Origin of the sequence: Luteibacter sp. 9133 (assembly GCF_000800155.1) — a bacterium.
Lineage (GTDB): Bacteria > Pseudomonadota > Gammaproteobacteria > Xanthomonadales > Rhodanobacteraceae > Luteibacter > Luteibacter mycovicinus.
Map to the genome: position 1 here is coordinate 3,634,076 of NZ_JUHO01000001.1, position 26,229 is coordinate 3,660,304.

The 26,229-nt window shown below is 63.6% G+C and carries 25 protein-coding genes and 1 pseudogene; 11 read left to right on the forward strand and 15 right to left on the reverse strand.

The annotated features are described in order from the left end of the window. Window positions 1–189 precede the first annotated feature (189 nt). The 5 genes from FA87_RS15860 to FA87_RS15880 form a co-directional block, all read right to left on the reverse strand. A complete protein-coding gene (locus FA87_RS15860) occupies window positions 190–1,473 on the reverse strand; it encodes a HAMP domain-containing sensor histidine kinase (protein ID WP_036110319.1) in 1,284 nt (427 codons plus the stop codon). After that, the gene (locus FA87_RS15865) at window positions 1,457–2,143 is read right to left on the reverse strand and encodes a response regulator transcription factor (protein WP_036110317.1); all 687 of its coding nucleotides are present in this window, start codon (window positions 2,141–2,143) and stop codon (window positions 1,457–1,459) included. Before FA87_RS15865 ends, FA87_RS15860 begins: the two co-directional genes overlap by 17 nt. Window positions 2,144–2,338: 195 nt before the next feature. Continuing rightward, window positions 2,339–3,274, reverse strand: a complete 936-nt coding sequence (gene rimK, locus FA87_RS15870) for a 30S ribosomal protein S6--L-glutamate ligase (RefSeq protein ID WP_051943297.1) — start codon at window positions 3,272–3,274, stop codon at window positions 2,339–2,341. Further along, the gene (locus FA87_RS15875) at window positions 3,271–3,720 is read right to left on the reverse strand and encodes a RimK/LysX family protein (protein ID WP_036110314.1); all 450 of its coding nucleotides are present in this window, start codon (window positions 3,718–3,720) and stop codon (window positions 3,271–3,273) included. The genes rimK and FA87_RS15875 overlap by 4 nt, the downstream gene beginning before the upstream one ends. A gap of 186 nt (window positions 3,721–3,906) precedes the next feature. Beyond that, on the reverse strand, window positions 3,907–5,214 hold the full coding sequence (locus FA87_RS15880) for an MFS transporter (protein ID WP_043695878.1): 1,308 nt from the start codon (window positions 5,212–5,214) through the stop codon (window positions 3,907–3,909). A gap of 134 nt (window positions 5,215–5,348) precedes the next feature. Here FA87_RS15880 and FA87_RS15885 point away from each other — a divergent pair, with 134 nt between their 5' ends. After that, window positions 5,349–7,217, forward strand: a complete 1,869-nt coding sequence (locus FA87_RS15885) for a DUF1302 domain-containing protein (protein WP_043695880.1) — start codon at window positions 5,349–5,351, stop codon at window positions 7,215–7,217. Window positions 7,218–7,238: 21 nt separating this feature from the next. Here the strand turns inward: FA87_RS15885 and FA87_RS15890 are convergent, their stop codons facing one another. The 5 genes and pseudogenes from FA87_RS15890 to FA87_RS15910 all read right to left on the reverse strand — a co-directional run bounded on the left by FA87_RS15890 (window position 7,239) and on the right by FA87_RS15910 (window position 10,671). Next, window positions 7,239–7,841, reverse strand: coding sequence for a hypothetical protein (locus tag FA87_RS15890; protein WP_043695882.1), 603 nt, complete (start codon window positions 7,839–7,841; stop codon window positions 7,239–7,241). Next, window positions 7,838–8,119 (reverse strand): hypothetical protein, encoded by a 282-nt coding sequence (locus FA87_RS15895; RefSeq protein WP_139382627.1) that lies wholly within the window; start codon window positions 8,117–8,119, stop codon window positions 7,838–7,840. The genes FA87_RS15890 and FA87_RS15895 overlap by 4 nt, the downstream gene beginning before the upstream one ends. A gap of 176 nt (window positions 8,120–8,295) precedes the next feature. Next, entirely contained in the window at window positions 8,296–9,078 is a 783-nt protein-coding gene (locus FA87_RS20020; RefSeq protein WP_052191392.1) for a CPBP family intramembrane glutamic endopeptidase, read from the reverse strand. 96 nt (window positions 9,079–9,174) lie between these two features. Further along, window positions 9,175–9,378 (reverse strand): annotated as a pseudogene (locus FA87_RS15905) (alkylphosphonate utilization protein); the annotation flags it as partial. A gap of 114 nt (window positions 9,379–9,492) precedes the next feature. Continuing rightward, window positions 9,493–10,671, reverse strand: coding sequence for a GAF domain-containing sensor histidine kinase (locus FA87_RS15910; protein WP_051943293.1), 1,179 nt, complete (start codon window positions 10,669–10,671; stop codon window positions 9,493–9,495). A gap of 162 nt (window positions 10,672–10,833) precedes the next feature. Here FA87_RS15910 and FA87_RS15915 point away from each other — a divergent pair, with 162 nt between their 5' ends. Next, complete coding sequence (locus FA87_RS15915; protein WP_036110297.1) at window positions 10,834–11,958, forward strand: Gfo/Idh/MocA family oxidoreductase; 1,125 nt, start codon at window positions 10,834–10,836, stop codon at window positions 11,956–11,958. A 5-nt stretch (window positions 11,959–11,963) separates the two neighbouring features. Here FA87_RS15915 and FA87_RS15920 read toward each other — a convergent pair whose 3' ends face one another. The 5 genes from FA87_RS15920 to fabR all read right to left on the reverse strand — a co-directional run bounded on the left by FA87_RS15920 (window position 11,964) and on the right by fabR (window position 16,117). Further along, window positions 11,964–12,740 (reverse strand): HAD-IIA family hydrolase, encoded by a 777-nt coding sequence (locus FA87_RS15920; RefSeq protein WP_036110295.1) that lies wholly within the window; start codon window positions 12,738–12,740, stop codon window positions 11,964–11,966. Window positions 12,741–12,807: 67 nt separating this feature from the next. Beyond that, window positions 12,808–14,004 carry a Na+/H+ antiporter NhaA gene (gene nhaA / locus FA87_RS15925; RefSeq protein WP_239709110.1) on the reverse strand — a complete coding sequence of 399 codons (1,197 nt, stop codon included), beginning with the start codon at window positions 14,002–14,004 and terminating at the stop codon, window positions 12,808–12,810. A 111-nt stretch (window positions 14,005–14,115) separates the two neighbouring features. Next, on the reverse strand, window positions 14,116–14,571 hold the full coding sequence (locus FA87_RS15930) for a hemerythrin domain-containing protein (RefSeq protein WP_036110294.1): 456 nt from the start codon (window positions 14,569–14,571) through the stop codon (window positions 14,116–14,118). Between the two features lie 46 nt (window positions 14,572–14,617). Then, window positions 14,618–15,424 carry a hypothetical protein gene (locus FA87_RS20815; RefSeq protein WP_156128569.1) on the reverse strand — a complete coding sequence of 269 codons (807 nt, stop codon included), beginning with the start codon at window positions 15,422–15,424 and terminating at the stop codon, window positions 14,618–14,620. Window positions 15,425–15,463: 39 nt separating this feature from the next. Continuing rightward, window positions 15,464–16,117, reverse strand: coding sequence for an HTH-type transcriptional repressor FabR (gene fabR / locus FA87_RS15940; protein WP_036110292.1), 654 nt, complete (start codon window positions 16,115–16,117; stop codon window positions 15,464–15,466). Window positions 16,118–16,210: 93 nt separating this feature from the next. On the opposite strand from fabR, the gene FA87_RS15945 reads away from it, so the two are divergent. The 9 genes from FA87_RS15945 to FA87_RS15980 all read left to right on the forward strand — a co-directional run bounded on the left by FA87_RS15945 (window position 16,211) and on the right by FA87_RS15980 (window position 26,210). Further along, entirely contained in the window at window positions 16,211–17,281 is a 1,071-nt protein-coding gene (locus FA87_RS15945) for a ferredoxin reductase (RefSeq protein ID WP_043695886.1), read from the forward strand. 9 nt (window positions 17,282–17,290) lie between these two features. Beyond that, window positions 17,291–18,412, forward strand: coding sequence for an acyl-CoA desaturase (locus FA87_RS15950; RefSeq protein WP_043695888.1), 1,122 nt, complete (start codon window positions 17,291–17,293; stop codon window positions 18,410–18,412). Between the two features lie 497 nt (window positions 18,413–18,909). Next, window positions 18,910–19,971 (forward strand): radical SAM protein, encoded by a 1,062-nt coding sequence (locus tag FA87_RS15955; RefSeq protein ID WP_051943291.1) that lies wholly within the window; start codon window positions 18,910–18,912, stop codon window positions 19,969–19,971. 78 nt (window positions 19,972–20,049) lie between these two features. After that, complete coding sequence (locus FA87_RS15960) at window positions 20,050–20,232, forward strand: hypothetical protein (protein WP_036110281.1); 183 nt, start codon at window positions 20,050–20,052, stop codon at window positions 20,230–20,232. 9 nt (window positions 20,233–20,241) lie between these two features. Further along, window positions 20,242–20,406, forward strand: a complete 165-nt coding sequence (locus FA87_RS20820; protein ID WP_156108680.1) for a hypothetical protein — start codon at window positions 20,242–20,244, stop codon at window positions 20,404–20,406. Window positions 20,407–20,540: 134 nt separating this feature from the next. Then, complete coding sequence (locus FA87_RS15965; protein ID WP_051943290.1) at window positions 20,541–21,794, forward strand: ABC transporter permease; 1,254 nt, start codon at window positions 20,541–20,543, stop codon at window positions 21,792–21,794. After that, window positions 21,791–22,999 (forward strand): FtsX-like permease family protein, encoded by a 1,209-nt coding sequence (locus FA87_RS15970; RefSeq protein WP_052191393.1) that lies wholly within the window; start codon window positions 21,791–21,793, stop codon window positions 22,997–22,999. Before FA87_RS15965 ends, FA87_RS15970 begins: the two co-directional genes overlap by 4 nt. Window positions 23,000–23,004: 5 nt before the next feature. After that, window positions 23,005–24,120 carry a hypothetical protein gene (locus FA87_RS15975; RefSeq protein ID WP_043695891.1) on the forward strand — a complete coding sequence of 372 codons (1,116 nt, stop codon included), beginning with the start codon at window positions 23,005–23,007 and terminating at the stop codon, window positions 24,118–24,120. Then, window positions 24,117–26,210 carry a peptidase domain-containing ABC transporter gene (locus FA87_RS15980; protein WP_051943286.1) on the forward strand — a complete coding sequence of 698 codons (2,094 nt, stop codon included), beginning with the start codon at window positions 24,117–24,119 and terminating at the stop codon, window positions 26,208–26,210. Before FA87_RS15975 ends, FA87_RS15980 begins: the two co-directional genes overlap by 4 nt. Window positions 26,211–26,229: the final 19 nt, after the last annotated feature.

Here is a 26,229-nt window from a genome sequence, read left to right on the forward strand (position 1 = left end):
ATCCTTACTTGCGCGGGCACGCTGCGGCAAGCACCTCCCCTGAGGGCCGCCCATCACGTGCCGTGAAGCCCTGGATACTCGGACAGAAAAATGAAAGCTTAGTGACAGCTTTGGTTACAGCGACGTCTGGATGTCCAAACCGTGACGGCAGGCCCATCGCCGGCTGAGTAATGTCTCAGACGATCCGGATCAACGGAAATCGATCGTCGAGATGGCGCCCGCCATGTCGGGGCGCGGACGCAACGAGACGTCCCAGCCGTAGAGTTCACACAGGCGACGCACGATGGCCAGGCCAAGGCCCGCACCGCCGCCCGTCGCGCTCTCGCCGCGGATACCGCGCTGGAACAGCTTCTCGGCATCCTCCGGCTTGATGCCCGGGCCCGTATCGATCACATCGACGCGGCCGTCGAGCACGCGCACCGTGACCTTGCCTTCCATCGTGTACTTGATCGCGTTGCCGATCAGGTTGGTGAGTGCGACCGAGAGGACCGAGGCCGGCGCATTCACCGTGACGCTGCCGTCGGACACCAGCTCGATCTCGATCGGCTTGCCGCCCATCTGCGGGCGCTGGCTCTCGATCACATCGGATGCGACCCTGGCCACGTCGGTGGTCTCGCCACGCGTCGGGCCCCGGCGCTCTGCGCGGGACAGGAGCAACAGGGCCTCGATCAGTTCCGTCGCCTGACGCGACGCGCGCTCGATGCGCTTGAGCCGCTCGCGCAACTTGTCGGTCATGTCCGGCGAGCCCTGCAGCAGCTCGGTGGTGCTGGCAATCACGGCAAGCGGCGTGCGCAGCTCATGACTGACGTCGGAGTTGAACTCACGATCGCGCTCGACCACCGAGGTCAGACGCATGGCGTATTCATCGAGTGCGACGGCCAGCTCACCGACTTCGTCGTCGGCGAAATGCGGCGCCAGCGCCTCGGCTTTGCCGACACGACGGAAATCACGCAAACGCTTCGCCAGATCGGTCACGGGGCGCAACACGCGCGAGGACAACCACACGCCGAGCACCAGCGAGAACAGGCCGAACAGAAACACCGCGGCGATCACGCTGATCACGAGCTGCCGCTTGCCCAGCTCGTCACGCGACACGTCGAACTGCACGAAGCTGATGATGCCCTGCTCGTGACGGACGCCCACCTTGTAATGCCGCGGCTTACCGTCAGGGCCGGTCTCATAGAGATCGTGCACGCCGGTTTCCAGAGGCTGCCAGGTAAGAGGTGCCTTGTAGATCGTCCGATCGCTGTACGTGGCGGCCTTGACGATTTCGATCTCGGGACGCTTGTCCGGATTCGCTCGCACCTTGGCATTGAGCGAATCGACCTCGTCCTGCAAGGCGGAGTTGATCAGCTGCTCTTCGACGCGCGTACGGATGTTGATCGCCGCGTACGCGAAAAGAGCGCTCAGCCCGAGACCGAACAGCGTGAAGGTGACTACCAGGCGGAAACGAAGCTTACGTCTGGACCGCATCCGGATCGACCATGCGATAGCCAATACCGTGACGCGTGTGGATCAACGGTTTTTCGAAGGGTTTGTCGATCGCCGCACGCAGGCCATGGATGTGCACACGCAGGGAATCGGAATCGGGGAGTTCTTCGCCCCACACGCGCTGTTCGAGATCCTGGCGCGTCACCACGGACGGGCTGGCCTCCATCAACGCCTGCAAAAGCTTGAGGCCGATCGGGTTGAGCTGGATCGACTTGCCTTCACGACTGACCGTGAGGGTGTCGAGGTTGTACGTCAGGCCGCCGACCTTGAGGACGCGACTCTGCGGACCCTTGCCGCGACGGGCCAGGACCTCAAGGCGTGCCGCCAGTTCCTGCAAGGCGAACGGCTTGGTCATGTAGTCGTCCGCGCCGGACTCGAACCCGGTGAGCTTATGCTCCAGCGAGTCGCGTGCGGTCAGCATCAGGACCGGGGTCTGCTTGTGCGCCTCGTGGCGCAATTTCTTGGCGACATCCAGGCCATCCATGCCCGGCAGGGTGAGATCCAGCACGATGACGTCGAAGTCGTGGACCACGGCGAGATGCAGGCCGGTCACGCCGTCGCCGGCGAAATCGACCACATGGCCGCGGTCTTCGAGGTAATCCCCGATGTTCGTCGCGATGTCGGTGTTGTCTTCGATGACCAGGACGCGCATGCGGCACTCCGTTGGGCGGTCGCTTTTGGAATCTTATGATTATTGCGACAGCAAGCTTAACGGGGATTCCGTGAAGCGGACAGCACTAAAAGAGAGGCCCGGGCGGAAAAACCGCCCGGGCCGAAAGAACTACTGCCCCGATACCGTCACCCCGCGTCGCGGAATCACAGTGGGACCTTTATAGGGGACCGGCGTTTAAATCGCTGTTAATCCCTTGGGCGCCTTGGGCTTGCGAGCTTTGGGCGTGACCGGACGCGAGGCCAGGCGCTGCTCGCAGTGGGCGATGATCGCACCGGCCACGTCCACGCCGGTGCTGCCCTCGATGCCTTCGAGGCCGGGCGAAGCGTTGACCTCCAGCAGGAGGGGACCACGGGACGAACGCAGCAGATCCACGCCCGCCACCTCCAGGCCCAGGGCCGACGCCGCCTCGATCGCCACCCGTCGCTCATCGTCGGACAGCTCGACCTGGGCGGCCGAGCCGCCCCGGTGCAGATTGGCCCGGAACTCACCCGGTGCCGAGGAGCGCTGCATCGACGCCACCACTTCGTTACCGACGACGAAGCAGCGCAGGTCGCTGCCGTTGGCCTCGCGGATGAACTCCTGGACCAGGAAGTTGGCGTAGAGGCCACGGAAGGCCTCGATCACGCTCTGCGAGGCCGAGCGCTTCTCGGCGAGCACCACGCCGGCGCCCTGCGTGCCTTCGTTGAGCTTGATGATGTGCGGGGGGTCACCCAGCATCGCCAGCAGGTCGGAGGTATCGTCCGGGTTGTCGCCGAAGGCGGTCAGCGGCATGTCGATGCCGCGGGAGGCCAGCAGCTGCAGGCTGCGCAACTTGTCGCGCGCGCGCAGCACGGCGTCCGACGGGTTCGGCGAGTACACGCCCATGAGCTCAAGCTGGCGCAGCACCGCCGTACCGTAGAAGGTGCTGGAAGCGCCGATCCGCGGGATCACGCAGTCCACGGGCCCCAGCGGCTTGCCCTTGAAGTGAATGGCGAACGACCCCGGCGAAATGCTCATGTAGCAGCGCAGGGGATCGATCACGCGCACCGTATGGCGGCGTTTGCGCGCGGCCTCCACGAGCCGCTGCGTCGAGTACAGCCGCGCGTTGCGCGACAGGATGGTGAGCTTCATGGATGGTCCCGGACGACGCGGCGCGGCGTCTGCGAATAGGAAAGCGCGGGATCGACCAGAAAGCGCCCGAAGAGCGCGGTCCGGCCGAGCAGAAGAGGAAACAGCATGTGTCGGCGGTCGGTCAGATTGACCTCCGCGACGAAGCGCTGGCCGGCCAGTTCGATCTCGGCCTCGATGAACCAGCGCGTGGTCCGATGACCGCCGGAGTCGGTGACCGTACGCCGCCCGGTGGCTTTGGCCTCGCAAGGCTCCGACAAACCGCCGCGGCGGGTGGTACGGACCTGAAAACGCAGCCACGAACCGTCCGCGCGCTCCTCTTCCTCAAGCCACTCCACGTGCAGCGACGAGGTACGCGCGCCCGTGTCGAGTTTGGCCTTAAGGACGGAGACGCCGAGCGACGGAAGTGCGAGCCGTTCGCGCCAGCCAAGGGTGATGACATCAGTCATGGGTCTGGAGCGACGGTATGGGGGACGACGGGACCGGGGGAACGATCCGGACTGCCGCGACGACATGTCGCGATAGCGAAAGCATGCCGAACCCCGAACCCGCGCGCAACTGTGACGGCGCCTACGTGGAGAAACGCCGCCGTCACCGCCATGAAATCGACGTGAAGGCCTCCGTCCGCGCCGTCGTCAGTCGGCGCGGATGCCGCGCTGTCCGGCGATCATGTAGATCGACGCCGCTACACCGACCAGCGACACGATGGCGACGTAATGCGCGGGCCCGATGCCGCCGACGCCTTTGGCCAGATAGCCGACCAGCACGGGCGTGGCGGCGCCGGCAATGGCGTAGGCGACGTTGTAGGACACCGAAATGCCCGAGAAGCGGATCGGCGCGGGGAACGACGCCACGAGGACCGCGGGCACGATGCCGGCGACACCGGCGAAGGCACCGGCAATGGCGTAGAGCGGATAGAGATGCGCGCCACCCGCCTGGAGATCGAAATACAGCGCATAGGTGCTCAGCATGAGACCCAGCGAGGCGATCAGCATGGCTGTACCACGGCCAAGCCAGTCGACCAGCAGACCGCCGCCGATGCACCCGACGCAGAGCGTGAACGCACCGATGCTGCCGCCGGTGAAGGCGCGCGCCGGATCGATATGGAAGGCCGTCTGCATGAGGGTCGGGGTCAGCAGGATGACGACCACGATGGCGGCGGTGAGCACCCAGGTAACCGCCATCGACAGCAGCACGCCCGGCAGATGGTCACGTACGACCACCCATGCCGGCAGTTCTTCCGACAGCTGCTTGCGCTCGCGCATCCGCGCGAAGACCGGTGTTTCGCTGAGCCAGCGGCGGAGGTAGACGGCGACAAAGCCGAACACGCCACCCAGCACGAAGGCGATGCGCCACCCGTGGTCCATCAGCGCTTCGGGCGTCATGTGGGCGTTGAGGTAGGCCGCGAGCAACGAGCCGATGAGAATGCCGAAGGTCAGGCCGGCCGACAGGCTCGCCACCGCAAGACCCTTGCGATGCGCGGGCACGTGCTCGGAGACGAACACCCAGGCACCCGGCACTTCGCCACCGATCGCGATGCCCTGGACGACACGCAGCAGGGTCAGCAACACGGGGGCGAGAACGCCGATGCTGGCGTAGGTCGGCAGCGCACCGATGAGCAGGGTCGGTACCGCCATCAGAAACACGCTGAGCGTGAACATGCGTTTGCGGCCGATACGGTCACCGAAGTGAGCCATCACGATGCCGCCGAGCGGGCGGGCGAGATAGGCGACGGCAAACAGGCTGAAGGCCTGAAGCTGCGCCAGCCAGTCGGAGCCGCCCGGCGGGAAGAAAAGATGCCCGATGGTCTTCGCGAAGTACACGAAGATCACGAAGTCGTAGAACTCGAGCGCGCCACCGAGCGCGGAGAGAATCAGCGTCTTGGCATCGCCGCGGTCGAGTGGACGGCGGTCGATGGTTTCATCTGAAAGTGTTGCGCTCATGAGTGGTTTTCGATCGTCCCGCGGGAGAAAAAGGCGATGTGCGACGAAAGTCGCACACGACGGACGTCCAGACGTCTTGCGTGCAATATAGCTGCCATGTCTAGAATGCCGTCAAGTTTTTAACGGAATAGCCGATGCATCCACGTCGATGGATCTTCGCCGTGGCGTCGCTCACGGCCCTCTCCGCCTCCGCACTGCACGCGACCGATTTCCGACTCGCCGATGGGGAGGTCCAGGGGACACTCAAAACGCGGGTGGTCGCCGGCGCCGGCGAGCGCCTGAATGACCCGTCGAAGCATCTTGTCGGCAAAGGCTTCCGCTCCGACGGTAAGCCGAAGGGCGGCGATGGTGCGGACACGGCTGACGACGGCAACCTCAACTACGGCAAGGGCGATATCTACTCGAGCCTGTTCAAGGTTACCAGCGCACTGGACCTGAAATACAAGAACGTCGGTATCGTCGCCAGCGCCCGGGCATGGTACGACAACACACAGGAAAACCACGACGTACCCCAGGGCAGCGGCGCCAGCGCGTTCGCCGCCGATCGGCCGCTGGACGATCATGGACTGTCGAAGTCCAACCGCTTCTCCGGCTTCATGTGGCTCAACGCGTATGTCTACGGCCACTTCGCACTGGACGACGAAAGCGCACTGGACCTGCGCCTCGGCAAGCAGACGGTCAAGTGGGGCGAGGGCCTGTTCATGCAGGGCGTCAACCAGATCAATCCGACCGACTACACGACGCTGCACCGCCCGGGGACGGATCCCGCCACCGAAGCGCAGCTTCCGGTCGAAATGCTCTGGGGCAAGCTCACGATCGATCCGCACTGGAGTGTCGAAGGCTTCTACCAATGGAAGTGGCGCCCCTCCGAACTCGATCCCTGCGGCACCTTCTTCTCGGGCACCGACCTCGGCATCGATCCGGGCTGCGGCGGCATCGAGAGCAACGCGTACTACCCGCTCAATGCGTATAGCCCCGGTGCTGGCCAGTGGCTCAGCGACGGCTACCAGAATTCCGTCGGTGGCGTGCTGCCCCGTGCCAGTACGGTCGACGGTCGCGACCACGGTCAGTACGGTGCCACGCTGCGCTACACCTTCGATCGTCCGGCGACGAACATCGCCGCGTATTACCTGCGTTACAACTCACGCAACCCCATTCTCGATGCGACCACCATCGACGCCTCGCAACAGAACAACGGGGTGATTCCGCTACTGGTCGCCGCGGGCGCACCGCTCGCCGACGCGCAGTTGTCCGCACGCCTGTCCTCGATTCATGTGTTGTGGGAATACCCGGACGACATCCGTCTCTGGGGCCTTTCCGGCAGCACCATGCTCGGGAAGTGGAAGGTGGCCGGTGAGGCCAGCTACACGAAGGACCTGCCCGTACAGATCAATACCGCGGACATGTTCGCGGCACTGACCCGCAGCGGCGGACCGATCGGTGTGCGCAACACGCTGATTCCTCCGGGCGGGACGCTGCTCGGCTACGACCGCTACGACCGCACGCAGCTGCTGTTGAACACGACGCGCGCGTTTACCGGCGTGCTGGGCGCGAGCGGCGCCACCCTCGCGGCCGAGCTTGCCTATAGCCATACCGACCTGCCGAGCCTGACCGATGTGCGCTACGGGCGTGGCTTCCACTGGGGCTTCTCCAGCGAAGGCTTCGTCAACACCTGCACGGCCATCGTGAACCCCGCGGGGTGCCATAACGGCGGGTATTACACGCGGTCCGCATGGGGTTATCGCGTCAAGGGCGCGCTCACCTATCCGGTCGCGCATGGCTGGGTGCTGTCGCCAAGCCTGGGCATCGGTCAGGACGTGCATGGCTACTCGGTCGACGGGCAGCTGGTCGGTGGACGCAAGCAGGCGACGCTCGGCCTGGGCGCCACGCTCGACAAGACCTGGTTCGCCAACCTGACGTATACGAACTACCTGGGACATCCCACGTACGACACGCTGGCCGACCATGACTTCGCCACGTTGTCGATCGGAGCGAATTTCTGAGCGGCGCGATCCATCGGACTATCAGGCCTTCATGACTTCGCAAAGCGCGATCAGCTCCTGGAGGCGACGCGCTTTCGTCCGACGGACGAGGTCCGCGGCGATCTTGCCGATGAGCGCCTTGACCAGCTGGGTCTTCGACAAGCCTGTTTCGTTCATGACGTAGTCGACCTTTGCGTTCGCTTGCTCGGAGAGCTTGAACGAGAGTCGCCGGTTCGGACCGGACGCAGACTGCTCGGCGCCTCCCGCCAGCCCGACCAGTTCAGCCATGGCTTCATCTCCCCGCGCGTAGCGGTGAAGGTAGTACATGAGCAGTCGCTTGCGGAATTCCTTGCTTGCCTCGGTATCGACGAGGGATACGGCGGCGTCGAGCGTGTCCACATAGGATGCGGGAAGACTTGCTTCGAGCGGCCCCGTCGAGCGACGGCGTGATGCCGCTATAGCGGGAACCGATTGCGGCGGAACCAACAGGACTTCGCTGCAAACGTCGCAGATTCCCGCCAGCACGTTACGAGCCATGCCTGAGCCATCGGAAAAAGGAACATCCCGGTAACGGTAGGTCACCGTCACTCGGCCATCGAGATCACAGAGGGCCGGCTCGGTATCGCCCTGATTAAGAATTTTCATGACTTCTCCGTCCTGTGCACACTGAGCAGATCGACTGCTCCTTCGAAGAAATAGAACTTGATGTACCAACCGCCGCTGACGATCACGTGCACGTCGATGTCGGGTTGCCGATGGTGCGGTGTCACCCGATGCTCGGTGCCCCGGGACCCCATGAGGATCAGAAGCAGGTCTTCGAGATCGAGCTCGCCCGTATAGAAGACATTTTTCGAGTCAAGGGAGGCACGATGGGCGATGCGATATCGGCCCTCGATCAACGCAAGCAACACCTGCCGTTTCACGTCCTTGTATCCCACTGCACACGCCCCAGAGTATACGAAAGGTTTCGTATGATCAAGGTCGTTTTAAGGCCCCGTCATCGCCTTCGACACGCTAGTGCGCCGACCAAGGCGACGCGGCCGGCGGGCGCACGCGAGGCACGTAAGGAAAAGGCCTGGCATGCTGTCGGATCTGCGAATCAGCGAAAGACGACAAACTTCAGCCAGCCTTCCCAGATGTCCGACCAGCCATGCGCCAGCATGTTCGCTCGCAGGTTGCGGCGCCAGACAGCGAGGGCGCCGTAGAGCACGCCGAGGATCGCGATGACGAGGGCGTGGTTCCAGCCCTGATAGCTATGCGCCATACCGAAGAAAACCGCCTGACCGATGACGGCCAGGGCGGTGCTCTCGGTCAGCCAGAACAGCTGCTGCTGGAAGTAGCCGCGGCTCTGAATCTCCTCCGCGAAACCTGCGACGACGGAGACGATCATCCAGCCAGCCGCTTCGATGGGCGTCTGCGGCAACATCGAAGGAACCCCCTCCCCGGCCACCGCTGGCACGAGTTGCCAGGCGGCCCAGGCGACGCCTTCCCAGACCAGCCAGAAGACCGCCGCGATGGCGAAGTCCCTGACCACCCCACGCAGCGACGTCCAGCGGCCGCCCGTGAGCGTTGCCAGCGTGCCACCTTCGCGATGGACGCCGACCCAGCAGTAGTAAAGAACACCGACGTTGCCCAGCACGGACAACGTGTAAAAAGGCCAGGGTGACGCTCGCAGCGCCTGTGCCCCCTCAGCGACGGGCCCGGCGGCTGCGTGGCCGAACGACGAGAAAATACCCCACGCCGTGATCGAAAGGACGATGAGTACGTAACCGGCGAGGTGCCATAACGATGCAATGCGCCTCGGCTTTACGAACGGGGCACCCTGGAGCGAAGGCCCGGGCTTCGAACGATCTCTCGAAATGTCGCCGGTGTGCACGACCATCCTAGTCTCCTGCGGACGCCATGACCCCTGTGGCCGATGGCCAGACAAGCATCGGGAGGCGGACGGTCCAAGTCAACGCCACGACCGCGACTCACATCACGCCTTCTTGAGAAACTCCGTTTTCAGCACGAGCACGCTCTTACCCTCACGGACCTCGATGGCGTCTTCGTCATCGGTGAGGTGGATGCTCTTGAACTGCTTGCCGCGCTTGAGGGTGATCGACGAACCCTTGACCTTGAGGTCCTTGATGACCGTGACGGCATCGCCCTCGACCAGCTCGTTGCCGTTGGAATCGCGTACCGCCATGAGTGCTCACACCTGATTTCGGGGGCGACAGATTACCACCGGTCACCCATCCGTCAGGCGGGTGCGCCATTACGGCTCAGCCAGGATGGCCGGGCAGCCGGGGCGTGGTCAGGCGGCGTCGAGGCTCAGCCGGAAGATCGTTCCGCCAGTGGCACCGGGATGTATTTCCACCTCCGCATGCATCGCGGCGGCGCTCTGCCGGATCAGCCACAGGCCAAGACCAAGCCCTTCGGCCTGCGGATCGGCCTGGCGAAACGCGCTGAACAATTCTTCGACCTTTTCCGCAGGAATACCGCAACCGTTATCCTGGATGTCGATCGTTATCTTTCCATCGCCGGATCGCGCCAGCATGGTGACCGCACCACCACCGGGCGTATATTTCACGGCGTTCGAAAGCGCGTTGCCGAGCACGGTTTCCAGAAGCAACGGATGCCCTCGCACGATGGCGTCGGTGCGCCCGATGGTCAGTGCGACGCGCTTGCGCTGCGCCGCCCTCGTCCAGGTCGACGACAGAGCGTCGAACACCTCATGCAGAACGACGGGGCCGAGCTCGGCATCGCCGCCGGCGATGTCGGCATGCGTCGAAGCGAGCAGCCGGCTGAGCTGCTGGTCGGCGCTGAGAAGATCGGTCCTCGCGTCGTCCAGACGCGCGGCGTGCTCGCCGGACACGCCGCTGCGCACCTTCGACATGGCGTACAGCGCCGAGCGCAGCGGCGCCTTCAGGTCGTGCCCCGCAGTCGCGAGCAGCCGCGAGAGGTGATCGCCGCGGCGCTGCGACTGGCGCAGCATACGGCGGAGTTCCATCTGCGCCATGACCTGGCGCGCCAGGCGGCGCAGGGTGTCGATCTGGTCGTCATCCAGCGTCCGCGGCTGGGTGTCGAGCACGCAGACCGTGCCCAACGGCAAGCCATCGGCGGTTTTCAGCAGCGCGCCCGCATAAAAACGCAGGCCGGGTTCACCGGTCACCAGCGGATTGGCGGCAAAACGGGGGTCCTGGGTGGTATCGGGTATGACCAGCAGGTCGTGTTCGAGAATCGCGTGCGCGCAGATGGAGGTGTCGAGCGGCGTTTCCCGCACACCCAGGCCGACTTCCGCCTTGAACCACTGCCGGTCGGCGTCGATCAGGTTGACCACTGAGATAGGGGCACGGCAGACATACGAGGCGATCCGCACGATGTCTTCGTATGCGCTTTCCTTCTCCGTGTCCAGAATATCGAACGACGACAGCGCCGCAAGGCGGCGAGCCTCGGAAACGGCAGGCAGTTTGGGGGCGGGCGCGTGGGGCATCGGGTTCTCCGGGACGACGCATTCTGGCAGGTCGGCGCGTGGACGCAATGTCAGTCCATGCTCGCCTTCAGGCAGGCGTCGTCACGATTTCGTTCGCCTGCTTACGACGCCTCATGAACACGTCGGTGCCCAGACTCGGGGTTCTGCCTGAAGGAGTATCCGATGTCCGACTCGACCAACACCTCGCGCAAGATCCGCTACGGCTTTGTCGCCCTCGGTGACATCACCCAGGAAGCCATGCTGCCCGGGGTCGCGCACACCGGAAACTCGGTCGTCACCGCCCTGGTCAGCAGCGATACGGACAAGGCGGCCAAGGTGGCCGAGCGCTACGGCATCGGCAGCGTCTACAGCTACGATCAGTTCGACGAGCTGCTGGCCTCCGGCGGCATCGATGCGCTTTATATTGCGACGCCGAACTGGCGCCACGCCGAGTTCGTGATCCCCGCCCTGAAGGCCGGGATCCATGTGCTGGTGGAGAAACCGCTCGAGATCACCCACGCCGCCAGTCGCGAGATCCTTGCGACGGCCGCCGCGTCGACGGCGAAGCTGATGGTGGCTTACCGGCTTCATTTCGAGCCCGCCACGCTGTCCCTCATCGATCGCATTCGCGCCGGCGAGCTGGGCCAGGTGCATACCTTCAGCGCGACGTTCGCGCAGATGGTCGACCCGAAGAACCACCGGGCGACCAACGGTGCCAAGGCCGGACCGGTCTTCGACATGGCGCCCTACCCGATCAACGCGGCACGTTACGTCTTCGATGCCGACCCGATCGAGGTGGTGTCGGCTGTGGGCCTGCGCCATCCGGAGTCGGGACTTGGCGACGATTTCGACCACACCGTGGCCGTGACCCTGCGCTTTCCCGGAAACCGCGTGGCCCTGTTCACCGTGTCCTACTACGGCAACGCCGTCGATGCGTTCTATGTAGCGGGGACCAAGGGCAGTGTGCACATGCGCCCGTGCTTCACCTACGGCACGCCCTTCGAACAGACCATCACCGTGGGCGACAAGGAGCGGAAGATTTCCGCCCCGGCGACCGACCAGTTCGGCGGTGAGCTGAAATATTTCTCCGCATGCCTGCTCGACAACGAAGATCCGGAGCCGGATGGCCAGGAAGGCCTGATCGACGTGCTGATCGTCGAAGGCATCATGGAGGCGCTGGCCTCGGGCAAGCCGCAGAAGCTGGACCTGCCCGAGCGCAAGCGCCGGATCGATACGACACGACAGAAAATGAATCTGCCCAAGGTGGAAGCGCCGGAACCGGTCGACGCCGCCAAACCCTCGAAGTAATCCGGTCAGTCGTCGAGCAGATCCGCCACGGAGGAAAGGATTTCCGCCGGGCGGAACGGGTAGCGATCCACCTCCGCGCGGTCGGCGATACCGCTGAGCACAAGCACCGTATGCAGACCCGCTTCGATACCGGCGACGACGTCGGTATCCATGCGGTCGCCGATCATGCCGGTGTTGTGCGAATGCGCGCCGAGCTTGTTCATCGCCGAGCGAAACATCATCGGGTTGGGCTTGCCGACCATATAAGCCTGACGCCCGGTGGCCTTGGTGATGAGCGCGGCCACGGCGCCTGTCGCCGGCAGCGGACCCTCCGCACTGGGGCTGGTGACGTCCGGATTGGTGGCGATGAATCGCGCGCCCGCGCCGATCAGACGGATCGCCTTGGTGATGGCTTCGAACGAGTAGGTACGGGTCTCGCCGAGCACGACGTAGTCGGGCGCGGTGTCGGTCATGATGAAGCCCGCCTCGTGCAGGGCAGTGGTCAGGCCCGCCTCGCCGATGACGAACGCCGAGCCGCCGGGCGACTGGTCCTTGAGGAACGCCGCGGTCGCCAGCGCCGATGTCCACAGCTGCTCTTCGGGCACGTCGATACCCGACGTCCGCAGGCGCGCACTCAGGTCGCGCGGCGTGAAGATCGAATTATTGGTAAGCACGAGGAAGGGCTTGCCCTGGTCACGCCACTGGCGGATCAGCTCGGGCGCGCCCGGCAGGGCTTTGTTCTCGTGGACGAGCACACCGTCCATGTCGGTCAGCCAGCACTCGATGTCTTTACGGTCAGCCACAGGGTGTCCTTCGGAGGGGAAGCGGGATCGTCGACGAGGATAGCGCGCCGCGCAGGCAAGGATTGGCTCAGGGCGTCGCCGGCGTGCGTGCGGTCACACGAAGGACGGCCCAGCCGGCGAGACCCGCAAGGACGGAGCCTGCAAGGATGCCCAGCTTCACCTCGTCGCGTAGCTCGGGATGATCCGGGAAGGCGAGCATCCCGATGAACAGGCTCATCGTGAAACCGATGCCGCACAGCAGCGCCGTGCCGAACAGCTGCCCGCGCGAGGCGCCGCGCGGCATCTCCGCCCAGCCGAAGCGGATGGCGAGCCATGCGGCACCGAACACACCGATGAGTTTGCCCACGAGCAGGCCGAGGCCCACGCCGACCGTGGTCGCGGCGAGCCATTGCGCCAGGCCCACACCGGCGAACGAGATGCCGGCGTTGGCGAAGCCGAACAGGGGCAGCACCGTGATGGGGACCAGTCGATGGAGCGCGTGCTCGAGCCTCAGCAGAGGCGAATGGGTGCAGTCGCCGTCGGACGGCAGGCGCCCTTCACTGTCGCTAAGGGGGATGCACAACGCGGTCGCCACGCCCGCGAGGGTCGCATGGACGCCGGACTTCAGCACCAGCACCCAGAGAACGACACCGATGAGCAGATAAGGCCACAGGCGGCTGACGCCGAAGCGGTTCATCAGGGCCATCGTGGCAACGGCAAGCAGTGCCAGACCGAGATAGGCAAGCGACAGATCGGGGGTGTAGAACAGCGCGATGATGATGACCGCACCGAGGTCGTCGATGATCGCCAGGGCCGCGAGAAACGCCTTGAGGGACGTGGGCACCCGGCTGCCGAGCAAGGCCGCCACACCGAGCGCGAAGGCGATATCGGTCGCCGAGGGAATGGCCCAGCCACGCATCGATTCCGCGTTGCCCCGGTTGACCAGCAGGAAGATGGCCGCCGGCACGACCATGCCGCCCAGCGCCGCCAGACCCGGCAGGACTCGCAGACGGTTGGAGGCCAGCTCCCCGTCGATGAACTCGCGCTTGATCTCGAGGCCCACCAGCAGAAAGAACACCGCCATGAGACCGTCGTTGATCCAGTGCAGCACGCTCAGCGGGCCGACGTGCGCCTGCAGCGCGTCGAAATACACGGAGGCGAGCGGCGAATTGGCCACGATCATCGCGAGCGCCGCGGCACCCATCAGCACGAGGCCGCCCACGGCCGATCCGGCGGCGAAGTCGGCCAGCCGCTGGAGCGGACGCCATATCAGTGTCTTGAGCAACGGACTCTCCTGTCCCTGGTAAGTCCGTGATGGTCACACCACCCGTCGCCGAGGGCAAACGGGGCGAAAGACGCATGGCCGGAACGACGCGCCCATCACGGCATTACGGCGTCACTCCGCGCGCAGCCTTTTCTCGTGCGCGGCGAAGTCCTTCCGATATTTCTTTGCCAGCCCTGTCTTCTGGGGCGCCGTCAGGATCTTGCCGGCCAGCTGAAAGAAGATTTTCTCCTCCTCGCGCAGATGATCGTGCAGCTCTTCGGAAAGCTTGGCGAGGTTCGCCGTCCAGCTGCGACCCGCGTGGTTCCGCGTCTGCATTTCCTCGATCAGGTCATCCATCTTGTGATGGTCGGCCAGCGCATCGCGCGAGGAGTGCAAGCCGCGATCGTCCATCAGCATCGGCACGTAGAGGTAACGCTCCTCGGCCGCCTCATGCGCCGCGAGTTCGATCCGTAACGCGGTGAACAACTCGACCCGGTGAGGACCCGGCTCCGAGCGCTGCAGCTTGCGGACGAGTGAGCGCTGCGTGGCGTGGCTTTCGCGGAGGGCTTCGAAGATGGTTTCGGACATGGCGTCGGCTCTGTCATGGGACGGCCCGGGTGGGCGGGTGCCACGATCATCCCGATGCGGATGTCGACGAAGCGTCTGCCAGGCCACAGGTGCTCCACAGCCAGACCGCGCACAGCGGGAACAACAGGAAGCACGAGACGACCGAGAAGATCCACGCGATCGTGCCGTACGAACCGGACATCCCGCCCGCACCGAAGAACAGGAAGAACCAGCAAGCGGTCACTACCGCCATCAGCAGCCATCGGGCCGGGTCACCGTGGGTCACGTTCTGACAGACACCCGGAAACGTCTTCCTGAAGAAGTGCCAGGCGATATAGCCCGACACCGCCATCAGAAACGGGAACTGCAGCCACACCGGGATGCCGAAGCCCTGGGCGGACAGCGCGATATCCGCATGCGTGGAGAGTGCCCTGATGGGCACATAGCTCCACACGTTGCCCGCGCACATCAGGCACAGCCAGTACACGAAGGACTGCAGCCCCCGCCGCGACCGCACCGCGTCCATGCGCGACACGGCGTCCAGGATGAAAAAGAGCACGCCGTTGCCGACGAACGGGCCGGCCAGTGCGATGAGAGAGGCCTGCCACCCGGCGCCACTCGCGATGATCGGCGCGTATTCCACGTTGTCGGAAACGTCGCCCAGCAGGAGGATGTTGCCGGGGGTAGCCGAGCCGTAATCGATGTCGAAAGGCGACTTCATCCAGCCAAACGCCCACGCCGCCATCGAGTGGCTGTATTCATGGGCCAGGTAGGCCACCGCGTGGGCGACGATGGTGAGTACGAACGTCAGGACCGCGAAACGAACGACCCGCCATCCGCTGACTCTCGCGACGCCCTTTCCGTTATCGACCATGTCACTCCCCCGGTGAGGAGCGAACTATAGCGCCCGGAGTCAGCCTTTGGACTGCTCCAGCACGCGGGATCCGGTGATGATCATCCGCAACATCGTCGAGATCTGCTCGATCACCTCGGGGTCGCGCTCAGGCGGCTGATCCATGGCGCTGGCACCCATCGCGAAAACGAGGCGGGTGATCGCCTTGGATACCAGCGCCGGTTCGTGCAGCGTCGCGCGCTCGGCGGCGGCGAGGCGGATCAGGTCGACGCGGAGCTCGTCCTCGAAGTACATCAGCTCGCGCTCGACCGCCTGCTTGAAAGCGTCCGAACCTACCGCGCCTTCGCGCAGCAGCACATGCAGGAGTTTGTCGTCCGCGCGCAGCTGCTCCATGAAGGTCTCGACCGAAACACGGATCACGCTGCGATCGGTCGAGGTAGCACGCTCCCGCGCCGAGCCGATGATGATGCGCAGCGAGCGCCCCGCCAGGTCGATCAGGGCGATGGCCAGCTCGTCCATGTCGCGGAACTGACGATAGAAGCTGTTGGGCGCGATGCCGGCTTCGCGCGCCACCTCGCGCAGGCTTACCGTGGACAGGCTGCGGTTGGGACCGATCAGCTTGAGCGCGGCGGCCAGCAGGTCCTCACGGGCGATCCCCGCCTTGCGCGGAGGCGTCGGGAAATCCGGGGACGGGGTGAGAATGATCGAGGTCATGAGGCGCTGATAACGGACTAGGCCCGAATCATACCCCCAGTCGTGAATGCACAACTGTATACACAGCTGTGCGGATGCGCGTATAGTGACTCCATGAACGCCATTCCCGTTCCGAAAACCTCCTGGCGCCAGCGCGCCGTGCGCCGCGCCGTCTCACCGGCGTTGTTCGACTTCTGGGCGACCCGCCTCAACCCGTTGTGGACCCTGGAGCAGCCGTTGGCGCGCCTGGTCTCGCGCACGGCGGCGAGCCGCGACGCCGTGACCCTCGTGCTCCGCCCCAATCGGCATTGGCAGGGCATGCTCCCCGGCCAGCACGTCAATATCGGCGTGGAAATCGAGGGTCGCCGGCTGGTGCGCAGCTACAGCCCGACGCCACTGGACGACGGCACGCTGGCGATCACCGTCAAGGCGATGCCCGGCGGCGTGGTCAGCGGTCATCTGGCGAAAGCCGCCCGGATAGGCGACGTGGTGACCCTCGGTCAGGCCTTCGGCGAGATGACCCTGCCTTCCGATACCGACGACCTGCTCCTGCTGGCTGCCGGCAGCGGCATCACGCCGATGCGTGCCCTGGTGCGCTCGCTCGCCGCACGCGGCATGCCGGTCAAGGTCGACCTGTTGTACTGGGCGCGCGATCGCGCCGACCTTTGCTTCGTGGACGAACTCGACGAGCTGGCCGCTACCCACCCGCGGCTGCGTGTGCGCACCTTGCTCACGCGTGCCGGGGTCGAGCCCGAGCGTCGCGTCGACGACGTGTCGCTGGAGTCGATCGAGGACCTGCAGGCACGCCGTGTGCTCGCCTGCGGCCCGGGCGGATTCGTCGAGGCGGCACGCGCGCGCCTTCACGGCTACGTCGCGCACTTCGACGCGGAAGCCTTCAGCACGCCGGCCACCGTCGAGGGCGAAGCCGGCGAGGTACAGGTACACCTCGCTCGCAGCGGACGCACGCTTACCCTCGCCCGCGGCACCTCGTTGCTGGAAGGTCTCGAAGCCCAGGGCCTTCGCCCGCGTCATGGCTGCCGCATGGGCATCTGCAACACCTGCGCCTGCGGCCGCGCCTCGGGCACCGTACGTCACACGCTGACCGGCGACCGCGACAGCGAGCCGTCGACCCCGGTACGACTGTGCGTCAGTGCGCCGAGCACCGATCTGGTCCTGGACCTTTAAGGAATACACATGGCCCGCATCAAGAACCGCATTCTTTCCGCCGCCGAGCTGCAGTCCTTCGGCGACGAGCTCGACGCCCTGCGTGCCCGCGTCGCTGCCGATGTCGGCGCGCGCGACGCCCGCTACATCCGTCGCATCGTTGCCGCCGTGCGCTGGACCGGCGTGACCGGCCGCGCGCTGCTCTTCCTCGGCGCGTTCGTGCACAGCGTGCTCGTCCCCGCCTGGATCGTCGGCACGATCTGCCTGGCCCTGTCGAAGATCCTCGACAACATGGAGCTCGGCCACAACGTCATGCACGGCCAGTACGACTGGATGGGCGACCCCAAGCTGCATGGCCAGACCTACGAGTGGGATATCGTCGCCACCGGCGATGCCTGGCGCAAAACGCATAATTTCCAGCACCACACGTACACCAACGTGCGCGGCATGGACGACGACATCGGCTACGGCCTGCTGCGCATCTTCCCCGAGCAGCGCTGGCGTCCGTTCTATCTGATGCAGCCCGTCATCGCGGTGTTCTTCATGCTGCTGTTCCAGTGGGGTGTGGCCATCCAGGATCTGCGCATCGGCCGCTGGTTCGCGGGCAAGATGAAGACGGCGGAACTGCGTCGCAACTTCCGTCCGGTCGGTCGCAAGATGGCGCGTCAGCTGATCAAGGACTACATCGTGTTTCCGCTGCTGGCCGGCCCGTTCTTCCTGCCGGTGCTGCTGGGCAACCTCGTCGCCAACGGCATGCGCAACATCTGGACCTTCGTCATCATCTTCTGCGGCCACTTCACCGCCGATGCCGAAGTGTTCCCGAAGGAAACCATTCGCGACGAAACGCGCGGCCACTGGTACCTGCGCCAGCTGCGCGGCTCGTCCAACATCGCCGGCGGCAAGCTGCTCAACGTGCTGTCGGGCAACCTGAGCCATCAGATCGAGCATCACTTCTACCCGGACCTGCCGGCCAACCGCTACGCGGCGATGGCGGTCGAGGTGAAGCAGATCTGCGCCCGTTACGGCCAGCACTACAACACGGGCTCGTTACCTAAGCAGTTCGGTCAGGTCATCTGGCGGATCGTGCGTCACGCCTTTCCCAGCCGCGTGCGTACGGCAACCCTGCCATCGGCCGCCCTCCAGCGGGGCTGATGCTCGCGATGGGAGACCCCGCGCCTTCCGACAGCGCGTCCTCCGCAACGACATCCACGAAGGCGTCGTTTCAGGCATTGCACGATTTCGGCAACATAAGCCGCTGACCGGCCAGCAAACGCGACCCGATGCACATCGCCACCGCTCATTTTCGGCGGTGGATGCGCCTGTCTGGCTCATGACAATCAAATTCATGCCGTGTCCATCATTTCACCCGCTATAACTGGCTTGACACTGAACGCCGTTACAGGTATCCAAGGCCAAGGGACTACTTCGACCGATCGGGGGACCGGATGGCACGGATGCACCGAACACGCACTCTCCGCATGGCATCGCCATGAAATGGCCCAACGCGGGCTCCGTTAACGACGCAAATGACGTGACTCCCCCGCCTTCGGCAGGGTGGATCGTGCTCGTCTGCGCCATCTCAATCGCCACATGCCTGACGGTGGCGTACGCGTATTTCAAAGGTTGAACTGAAACGACAAGGGGATGTCATGCGTCACGACGGAAATAGGCACCTTCACCTCACCATTCTTCCGACCGAGCGCTGCAATTTTCGCTGTACGTATTGCTATGAAGATTTTGCAATCGGCAAGATGAAACCGCCGGTAGTCGATGCGATCAAGAGCCTGATCAGACGACGCGTCGAGCAGGGTGGTCTTCGATCACTGCAGTTCGAGTGGTTCGGCGGAGAACCTCTCGTGGCCAAAGATATCGTCCACGATATTGCCGCGTACGCACACGGTTTCTACGAACGCGGTGAACTCGAGGAGTTCGAAGGCGGCCTGACGACCAATGCGTTTCTCCTCGACCCCGCCACGCTGCAACTGCTGGTATCGCGTCGCCAACGCAACTTTCAGATATCCCTCGATGGCGATGAGGAAGCCCATAACCGATCCCGTCAGTATGCGAACGGCTCGGGCACCTTCAAAGAGATCTGGGCGAATCTAACCGCGGCACACACGTCCGACCTCGACTTCGAAATCATCGTACGCCTGCATATCATGCCGGGAAACGAACAGGGCCTGCTTCGACTGACCGAAAAGATCGCCGTCGAACTCGGCGGAGACCCCAGGTTCAGTATCTACGTCCGCCACATCTCGGATCTCGGCGGAACGAACGAGAATCAGAAGGAAATGCAGACCATTTCCATGGACGAGGCACACCGCATCTCGCTGGTCATCGAGGAACGTCTCGTCAGGGCGGGCTTCAAGGTGTCCAACGGCGTAGGTAACCTGTTCGAGAGCGCGATCAAGGTCACCGATATCAAGCGCAAATCCGACCTGCCAGTCGCTGGAGATGCATCACCTTCGGGTGCGGACGACCACGAGTTCGGCTACATCTGCTACGCCGCGAAGCCCAACCACCTCATGATCAGGGCCGATGGAAGACTCGGGAAATGCACCGTCGCTCTCAATAGTCAGGGCAACGTGGTCGGCCGACTCCTGGACGATGGCCGCGTTCAGATCGACGACGAGCGTATGAATTTCTGGCTGCGCGGACACCTGAGCCGAAACGCAGACGAACTGGGCTGTCCCGCGCATTCGTACGGATGAAGCCGCCGCTTTTCACGGATGAAAACTCAGGCGCCAGGACCCGCGCCTACCTCGTTGAGTACAACTGGAGAATGGACCATGAGTAACGGAACCACCGGACACGACATCGTGTTCGTCTACGACGAAGATGGCCTCTTCGACATCCAGGGCGACGCGGCCCCGTTCGATCTGACGGGCGGCATCCAGGGATCCATGGCAAACGTCGGCGAAGGCCTCGTCGTGTCTGGATTTGCATGCACCAATGACAAGAACTGTAAGTAAGGAAACGACATGAGCACTGAGAACAAGCTGTTCGTTTATGACGAAGATGGGCTCTTCGATATCGTGGACTCCACCAAGGCGGAACACCTGAGTGGCGGCATCCAGTCGTCCATCGGACTCAGCACCGAGGCGGTCTCCGGTGTCTTCTGCCACAACAAGGATTCGTGCTCCTGACAAGGGCGGGGGCCACGTGCCCTTGAATTCCCGGTGCCGCTTCGGCGGCACCGTTCGCGCAGCCAGATTAGGAGCGCAGCATGTTAGGTTATTACGTGGAGTCCGCATGGCACGGAACCCGCAGGCACCCACTCATGTCCGTCTTCATGATGCTTGCAGTCGCGATCGGCATCAGCGCTCCGTTCTCCGCCGTTGCGCTCGTGGAGAGCCTGGGGGGCGACCCGCTTCCCGGCTACAGCACATCGGTGTTTCATCCGCAGATAGAACCGCGCCCAGCCGATATCGTGGCAGGCGATAAAGCCATGCCGGCAGATCTGACGCTGCAGGATGCGAACGCGCTCTACCGGTTATCGTCTGCGCCACCTGGCGCGATCATGAGCACGAATCGCCTGCCTTCGAAGCGCGGGGACGACGCGTCCCCCCTTCGAATGACGCCTACGCGTGCGACCACCTGGCGCTTTTTCGAGCTGTTCGGTCTTCACTTCATCGTGGGACGCGGCTGGACAGAGGCCGAGGACCAGTCGCGAACGCCTGTCGTCGTGCTGTCACGCCGGGCCAACGATCGGATGTTCGGAGGTGAGAACAGCGTCGGCAGGGAGATGCAGATCGCCACCCGCAGCTTCCGCGTCATCGGTGTCGTCGACGACTGGAATCCGAAACCGCACTTTTACGATTTGGGCACGGGCGCGTTCGCCAACGCCGAAGACCTGTACATGCCGTTCGCCACGTGGCTCGACCTTCCTCAGGACTATGGATTCGGACCCGTAAAATGCTGGTCCTCGGCAGGCCAGACTGGCGAGAAGCCGACCGCTCCGAACTGCACGTGGGTGCAATACTGGGTCAACCTGGCCAGTGCGGACGCGGTTGCACGCTTCAGCGATACCCTGCGCGCGTACGTCAGGACACAGCGCGATGCCGGAAGGTTCCAGCTCGACGTTCGTCCGCGCGTATCGAACGTACGCAACTGGGTAGCCATCAATAATGTCGTTCCGCCCGCCGTGCGCATGCAAGCGGTCATCGGAACAGGCATCTTCGTCGTCTGCATGATGAGCGCCGTCGGCCTTCTCGTAGCCAAGTTCTCGCGCTACGGCTCCGAGCTTGCGATACGCCGCGCGCTGGGCGCCACGCGACACGACATCTTCATGCAGTGCTTCCTCGAAGCCGGCATCGCAGGGCTGGCTGGCGGTGTGCTGTCGTTGCCGCTGACATGGCTCGGCTTCCGCATGATTCAGAAACAGACGCCATCGCTGGTCGAAGGAATTCATATCGACTTCGCGGCGCTTTCCCAATCGGTCATGGTGGCGATTGTCGTGATGTTTGCCGTGGGCTTGTATCCGGCAGTTCGCTCATCCCGCATCGCTCCGGCACAACTGATAAAAACCGCATGAATCGATTTCTCATCATGGTCCCGACCGTGCTGGCCATGCTGCGGCGGCAAAAGTTCATACATCTCATGCTGCTTGCGGAGATCGCGGTACTCACCGCGTTGATCGTCAACGCTCTGGCAGTCGTTGCCGCCACGCAGCAGCGATGGCAGACACCGACCGGCGTCGACGAAGCCAACATCGGTGTCATCCGAAGCATAGGCGTCGTCGGCGCGGCTAACCCGTCAACGGCGGCACAGAACCTCCAGCTCCTCCGTGAGATCCCCGACGTTCGGTCCGCGGCATACGGCGCACCGCCATTGATGAACACCTCCACGATCGATGTCCGCCGTGATGCCGGTGCTCGGTCGGCTACCACCCGTGCCTACCTCTTTCAGGGGAGCCAGGGGCTCACGGCCACACTCGGAATCGACGTGGTGGCCGGGCGTACGTTCACCTCGGATGATCCGCCACCTGCCGGCACACTGGACGACAACAGCGTTCTTCCCGTTCTCATCACGCGGAAGTTATCGCAAAGATTGTTTCCCGACTCGGATGCTCTCGGAAAGGTCGTCTACACCAATGGCAATCCCATGCGGGTGATCGGTATCGTCCGATATCTTCGATCCCAGCTTACCGGCGCCGACAACGACGACATGGGTGTCGTCAGCGAGATTCGTATCGAGAATGAAAATGTCGGTGGCGCATTCACCATCCGCGCGAAGAACGGCTCGCTCGGACGGGCACTACCCGCCGCGGCTGCCCTTATGGAGCAGCATAATACCGGCCACGTCCAGGCCGATGTCTTCACGCTCACGGGGAAGCGCCTGGAATACTTCGCCTCCGATATGGCCGTGTCGCGCATGCTCCTGACCGTGATTATCGTCCTTATCGTCATGCTTGCCTGCGGACTGGCTGGCCTCACGCATTTCCTTGTGAATAAGCGTCAGAGGCAGATTGGAGTGATGCGCGCCGTCGGTGCCATGAAGCGGGATATCGTCTTCTTCTTCGCCTGCGAAAACCTGATCGTTTCAGGTAGTGGCGCGATCCTCGGCATCGTCATGGCGATTTCCCTTCACGTCCATCTCTCGGAACGTTACGGTCTGGCGGCGCCCACGTCAGCACTGGTTCTGGTGACCGCGCTTGGAATGATGGCCGTCAGCCTGTCTGCCGTGGCGCTTACTGCCGGACGCGCGGTACGTCGCACCCCCATGACGCTTTTCGGATAAGCACCATGTCGCCGGACGATATGTTCAGGGAGCTCATCACCACCGATTCGCTGGTGGATACGGGGCGGACCGCCCGCAAGCCTGTCGCGGCATGGCTCGATGAACTGATTTACAAGACCGAGCAATTGCCACGAAATCGCACGCGCTCCCTCGGTGAATTCTCCTCGATCCAGAACAATTTTTCGCTCATCACCATGCTGATCGACGGCACGGAGGCGGCTCGGAACGAATGCGCCGCACAGATTGAACATGCTGTCCAGGAGGGGTTTCCCGGTGAGGCCATGCAGCCCTGGGTGAACCTCGCGCGACTCGACCGCATCGACGGTAAGGCGAGGGCCGCGGCACGGAAACTATCCGCCGTGCGACGTCTCGCCGAGTGCGGCCGCGTCACACTGGCGGGGACTCGCTTTGGTTCCGACGGCGCCGACAGGCGGTTCGCCGCAAGCGTATACGCCAGCGAAAATTTCTATGCCGCGCTGGCACAGAGCGATGCACTCGCCACTCATTTCCGGCGCGTAGAGCGCCAGTTGGGCCGCAAGGAACATCCACTCCTCGCCGAGCAACAGGTCGTCGCCGGCACCCTCACGGGCGACTTCGACATGGTCAACGCGGGATTGTCCAACCGAGCCTGGTTCATGGACGCGCGAACCCGCCTGGCCGGCATGTTCTACCGCGCCGCGTGGTCGTGGCGTCAGGGCGTGCCGGAACCGGTCGACCGTCTGGCTGTGGAACTGCTTCGGCAGTCATCCCCCAAGGCCGCCGAACGAATGCTCGACCATGTGGTGCTTCGCCTTGTGTATCGCGGTGGCCTGCTGGCCCTCCAACGCGGGGACCGAGAGCGTGGCATCGCATTGCTTGAGCGAACCCGCCACTACGCCACGCGACTGTCCGATGCGGAGTATGTGGCTCGCGCGGGCGCCCGTCTTGAAACACTCGGAGAAGCGAGCGCCTGGCAAGTAGCCGCTGCACGGAGCGGCTACCGGTCTTTCCGCGGCGTGCCGTCATTCGCGGAAGGTCGGCAGGACCAAGGCATCGCTACGCGCATCGATAAGCTGAAGGAGCTTGTGCATACCATTCGCCGCAATGTTCCGCTGCGCACTTACGCGTCGGTGGAAGCATGAAGCGGCGTGTTCCGATCGTGCTCCAGGCCGAGCTGACCGAGTGCGGCCTCGCGTGCGTCGCCATGATTGCCCATTACCACGGGCATGGCATCGATCTGGGCTGGATGCGTTCCCGTTACGCGTCCTCACTATCGGGCATGTCCTTGCGCCGCACCGCCGAGATCGTGGCGGAGATCGGCTTGCATCCGCGCGTGATCAAGTGCCCGATGAGCATTCTCGCCCGCCTTGGCCGCCCGACCATCCTCTACTGGGGGAGCAATCACTTCGTGGTGTTCATCTCAGCCAAGGATGGCCGTTACGTCATTCATGACCCCGCGAAGGGTCGATGCGTGCTGAACGAAACGGAGTTCGCGCGTCTTTTCACCGGCTACGCGATCGACGCCCAACCAGGGCAGGATTTCACGCCGATTGTGCCCGCGCGAAAACCACGATTCAACGCGCAGGTCCGAACCATCATGCGCTCCCTGGTGGGAGCGGGCCTGCTACTGCTCTGTTTGGCGGTTTGCCTCGAGCTACTGGGGCTCGTTGGTCCATTACTGCTTCAGTGGGTCATCGAGCGTGCCATAGGAAGACGGGATGTCGATCTTCTCTATCTGCTAGCGGGTCTGTTTTCGTTCGCCATCCTGATCCGGTCCGTGCTTAGCCTGGCCCGTGACTGGTCGATCGCCTCGGTGAGTGCAGCGTTCGTTCGCCGATGGGGAGCGGACGTTTTCCGGCATCTTCTCCGGCTTCCGCTGGCCTACTTCGAAAAGCGGAACATAGGAGACGTGCTGTCGAGATACCTCTCGATCCAGTCCATCCAGTCGATCCTTTCGACCAATATCGTGTCTTCGCTCATCGATGGTGGGACTTCCCTCATCGCCCTGGTGTTGATCGCGGGCTATTCGTTGAAGTTCGCGCTGATCGCGCTGGTGACCCTGGCTTTCTACGGGGCGATCAGGCTCTACGTCTACACACCGCTGATGCTCGCCAATCAGGATCAGCTCAATGCCAGCGCGCGGCAGGAAAGTCTCATGATCGAATCCGTGAGGGGCATCGCCACGGTCAAGCTGTTCAACGACCACGAAGGTCGAACGAACCGCTTCACCTCGCTGTTCACCCTTACGCTCAACAAGCTGATCCGCGTGAAGTACCTCAGTTCGATAGCGAGATCCGCGAACGACTCCATCATGGGGCTCTGCCGTATCGGCATCGTCACTCTTGGCGCAAGGCAGGTACTGGATGGTCATTTCACCGTTGGAGCTTTTGTCGCCGCCATCGCCTACGTCGAAATGTTTCTTCTAAAGGGCGCCGCCCTCGTCGATAACATCATCGAACTGCGCTTGCTCGATCTGCATGTCGACCGACTCCGCGACATCACGGATCAGCCCCAGGAGGAGCTCGGCGCGGGTGCGCTGCCTGCATCCATCGGCACCCTTCGCTTCGAAAATATCGGATTCCGTTACGCGTCGGATGAGCCGTGGATAATTCGGCACTTCGACGAGACGATCCTGCCCGGTGAGTCGGTAGCGCTGGCCGGCCCTTCGGGGGTCGGAAAGACAACGCTAATCAAGCTCATTCTTGGCTTCCTCGAGCCTACCGAGGGTCGCATCCTCTATGACGGCGTCGATGTCACGATGATCGGGCGCGCCGCTTTCCGCGCAATCTGCGGTACGGTCCTGCAGAGCGACCGCCTCTTCTCAGGGTCGATCGAGGAAAACATCTGCTTTTTCGACCCCGCCATGGATAGCGCCAGGGTGTCGCGCGCGGCGCATCTCGCAGCCGTGGATGGGGAAGTCATGAGCTTCCCGATGGGCTATAAGACACTGGTTGGCGATATGGGCTCGGCCTTATCCGCAGGTCAGGAGCAGCGCATTCTGCTCGCGCGCGCCATCTACCGGAATCCACAGCTGCTGCTGCTCGATGAGGCAACCAGCCACCTGGACGTCGTCAACGAGCGGCTGATCGGACGACACATCGCTGGCTTGCCGATGACCAGGCTCATGGTGGCGCACCGCCCGGAAACCATAGACTCGGCTGATCGGGTCATCCATCTCCATTATCCGCACGAAAACGGAAAGCCTTCGGTAGCGGCAACGGCCTCCCGATGAACGTCAGTCCCGGGTTTTG

Bases quoted from the DNA above. Each gene is read 5' to 3' on its own strand.
- FA87_RS15860 (WP_036110319.1), bottom strand. From the start codon at position 1,473: ATGCGGTCCAGACGTAAGCTTCGTTTCCGCCTGGTAGTCACCTTCACG.
- FA87_RS15865 (WP_036110317.1), bottom strand. From the start codon at position 2,143: ATGCGCGTCCTGGTCATCGAAGACAACACCGACATCGCGACGAACATC.
- rimK (WP_051943297.1), bottom strand. From the start codon at position 3,274: ATGAAGCTCACCATCCTGTCGCGCAACGCGCGGCTGTACTCGACGCAG.
- FA87_RS15875 (WP_036110314.1), bottom strand. From the start codon at position 3,720: ATGACTGATGTCATCACCCTTGGCTGGCGCGAACGGCTCGCACTTCCG.
- FA87_RS15880 (WP_043695878.1), bottom strand. From the start codon at position 5,214: ATGAGCGCAACACTTTCAGATGAAACCATCGACCGCCGTCCACTCGAC.
- FA87_RS15885 (WP_043695880.1), top strand. From the start codon at position 5,349: ATGCATCCACGTCGATGGATCTTCGCCGTGGCGTCGCTCACGGCCCTC.
- FA87_RS15890 (WP_043695882.1), bottom strand. From the start codon at position 7,841: ATGAAAATTCTTAATCAGGGCGATACCGAGCCGGCCCTCTGTGATCTC.
- FA87_RS20020 (WP_052191392.1), bottom strand. From the start codon at position 9,078: ATGGTCGTGCACACCGGCGACATTTCGAGAGATCGTTCGAAGCCCGGG.
- FA87_RS15910 (WP_051943293.1), bottom strand. From the start codon at position 10,671: ATGCCCCACGCGCCCGCCCCCAAACTGCCTGCCGTTTCCGAGGCTCGC.
- FA87_RS15915 (WP_036110297.1), top strand. From the start codon at position 10,834: ATGTCCGACTCGACCAACACCTCGCGCAAGATCCGCTACGGCTTTGTC.
- FA87_RS15930 (WP_036110294.1), bottom strand. From the start codon at position 14,571: ATGTCCGAAACCATCTTCGAAGCCCTCCGCGAAAGCCACGCCACGCAG.
- FA87_RS20815 (WP_156128569.1), bottom strand. From the start codon at position 15,424: ATGGTCGATAACGGAAAGGGCGTCGCGAGAGTCAGCGGATGGCGGGTC.
- fabR (WP_036110292.1), bottom strand. From the start codon at position 16,117: ATGACCTCGATCATTCTCACCCCGTCCCCGGATTTCCCGACGCCTCCG.
- FA87_RS15945 (WP_043695886.1), top strand. From the start codon at position 16,211: ATGAACGCCATTCCCGTTCCGAAAACCTCCTGGCGCCAGCGCGCCGTG.
- FA87_RS15950 (WP_043695888.1), top strand. From the start codon at position 17,291: ATGGCCCGCATCAAGAACCGCATTCTTTCCGCCGCCGAGCTGCAGTCC.
- FA87_RS15955 (WP_051943291.1), top strand. From the start codon at position 18,910: ATGCGTCACGACGGAAATAGGCACCTTCACCTCACCATTCTTCCGACC.
- FA87_RS15960 (WP_036110281.1), top strand. From the start codon at position 20,050: ATGAGTAACGGAACCACCGGACACGACATCGTGTTCGTCTACGACGAA.
- FA87_RS20820 (WP_156108680.1), top strand. From the start codon at position 20,242: ATGAGCACTGAGAACAAGCTGTTCGTTTATGACGAAGATGGGCTCTTC.
- FA87_RS15965 (WP_051943290.1), top strand. From the start codon at position 20,541: ATGTCCGTCTTCATGATGCTTGCAGTCGCGATCGGCATCAGCGCTCCG.
- FA87_RS15970 (WP_052191393.1), top strand. From the start codon at position 21,791: ATGAATCGATTTCTCATCATGGTCCCGACCGTGCTGGCCATGCTGCGG.
- FA87_RS15975 (WP_043695891.1), top strand. From the start codon at position 23,005: ATGTCGCCGGACGATATGTTCAGGGAGCTCATCACCACCGATTCGCTG.
- FA87_RS15980 (WP_051943286.1), top strand. From the start codon at position 24,117: ATGAAGCGGCGTGTTCCGATCGTGCTCCAGGCCGAGCTGACCGAGTGC.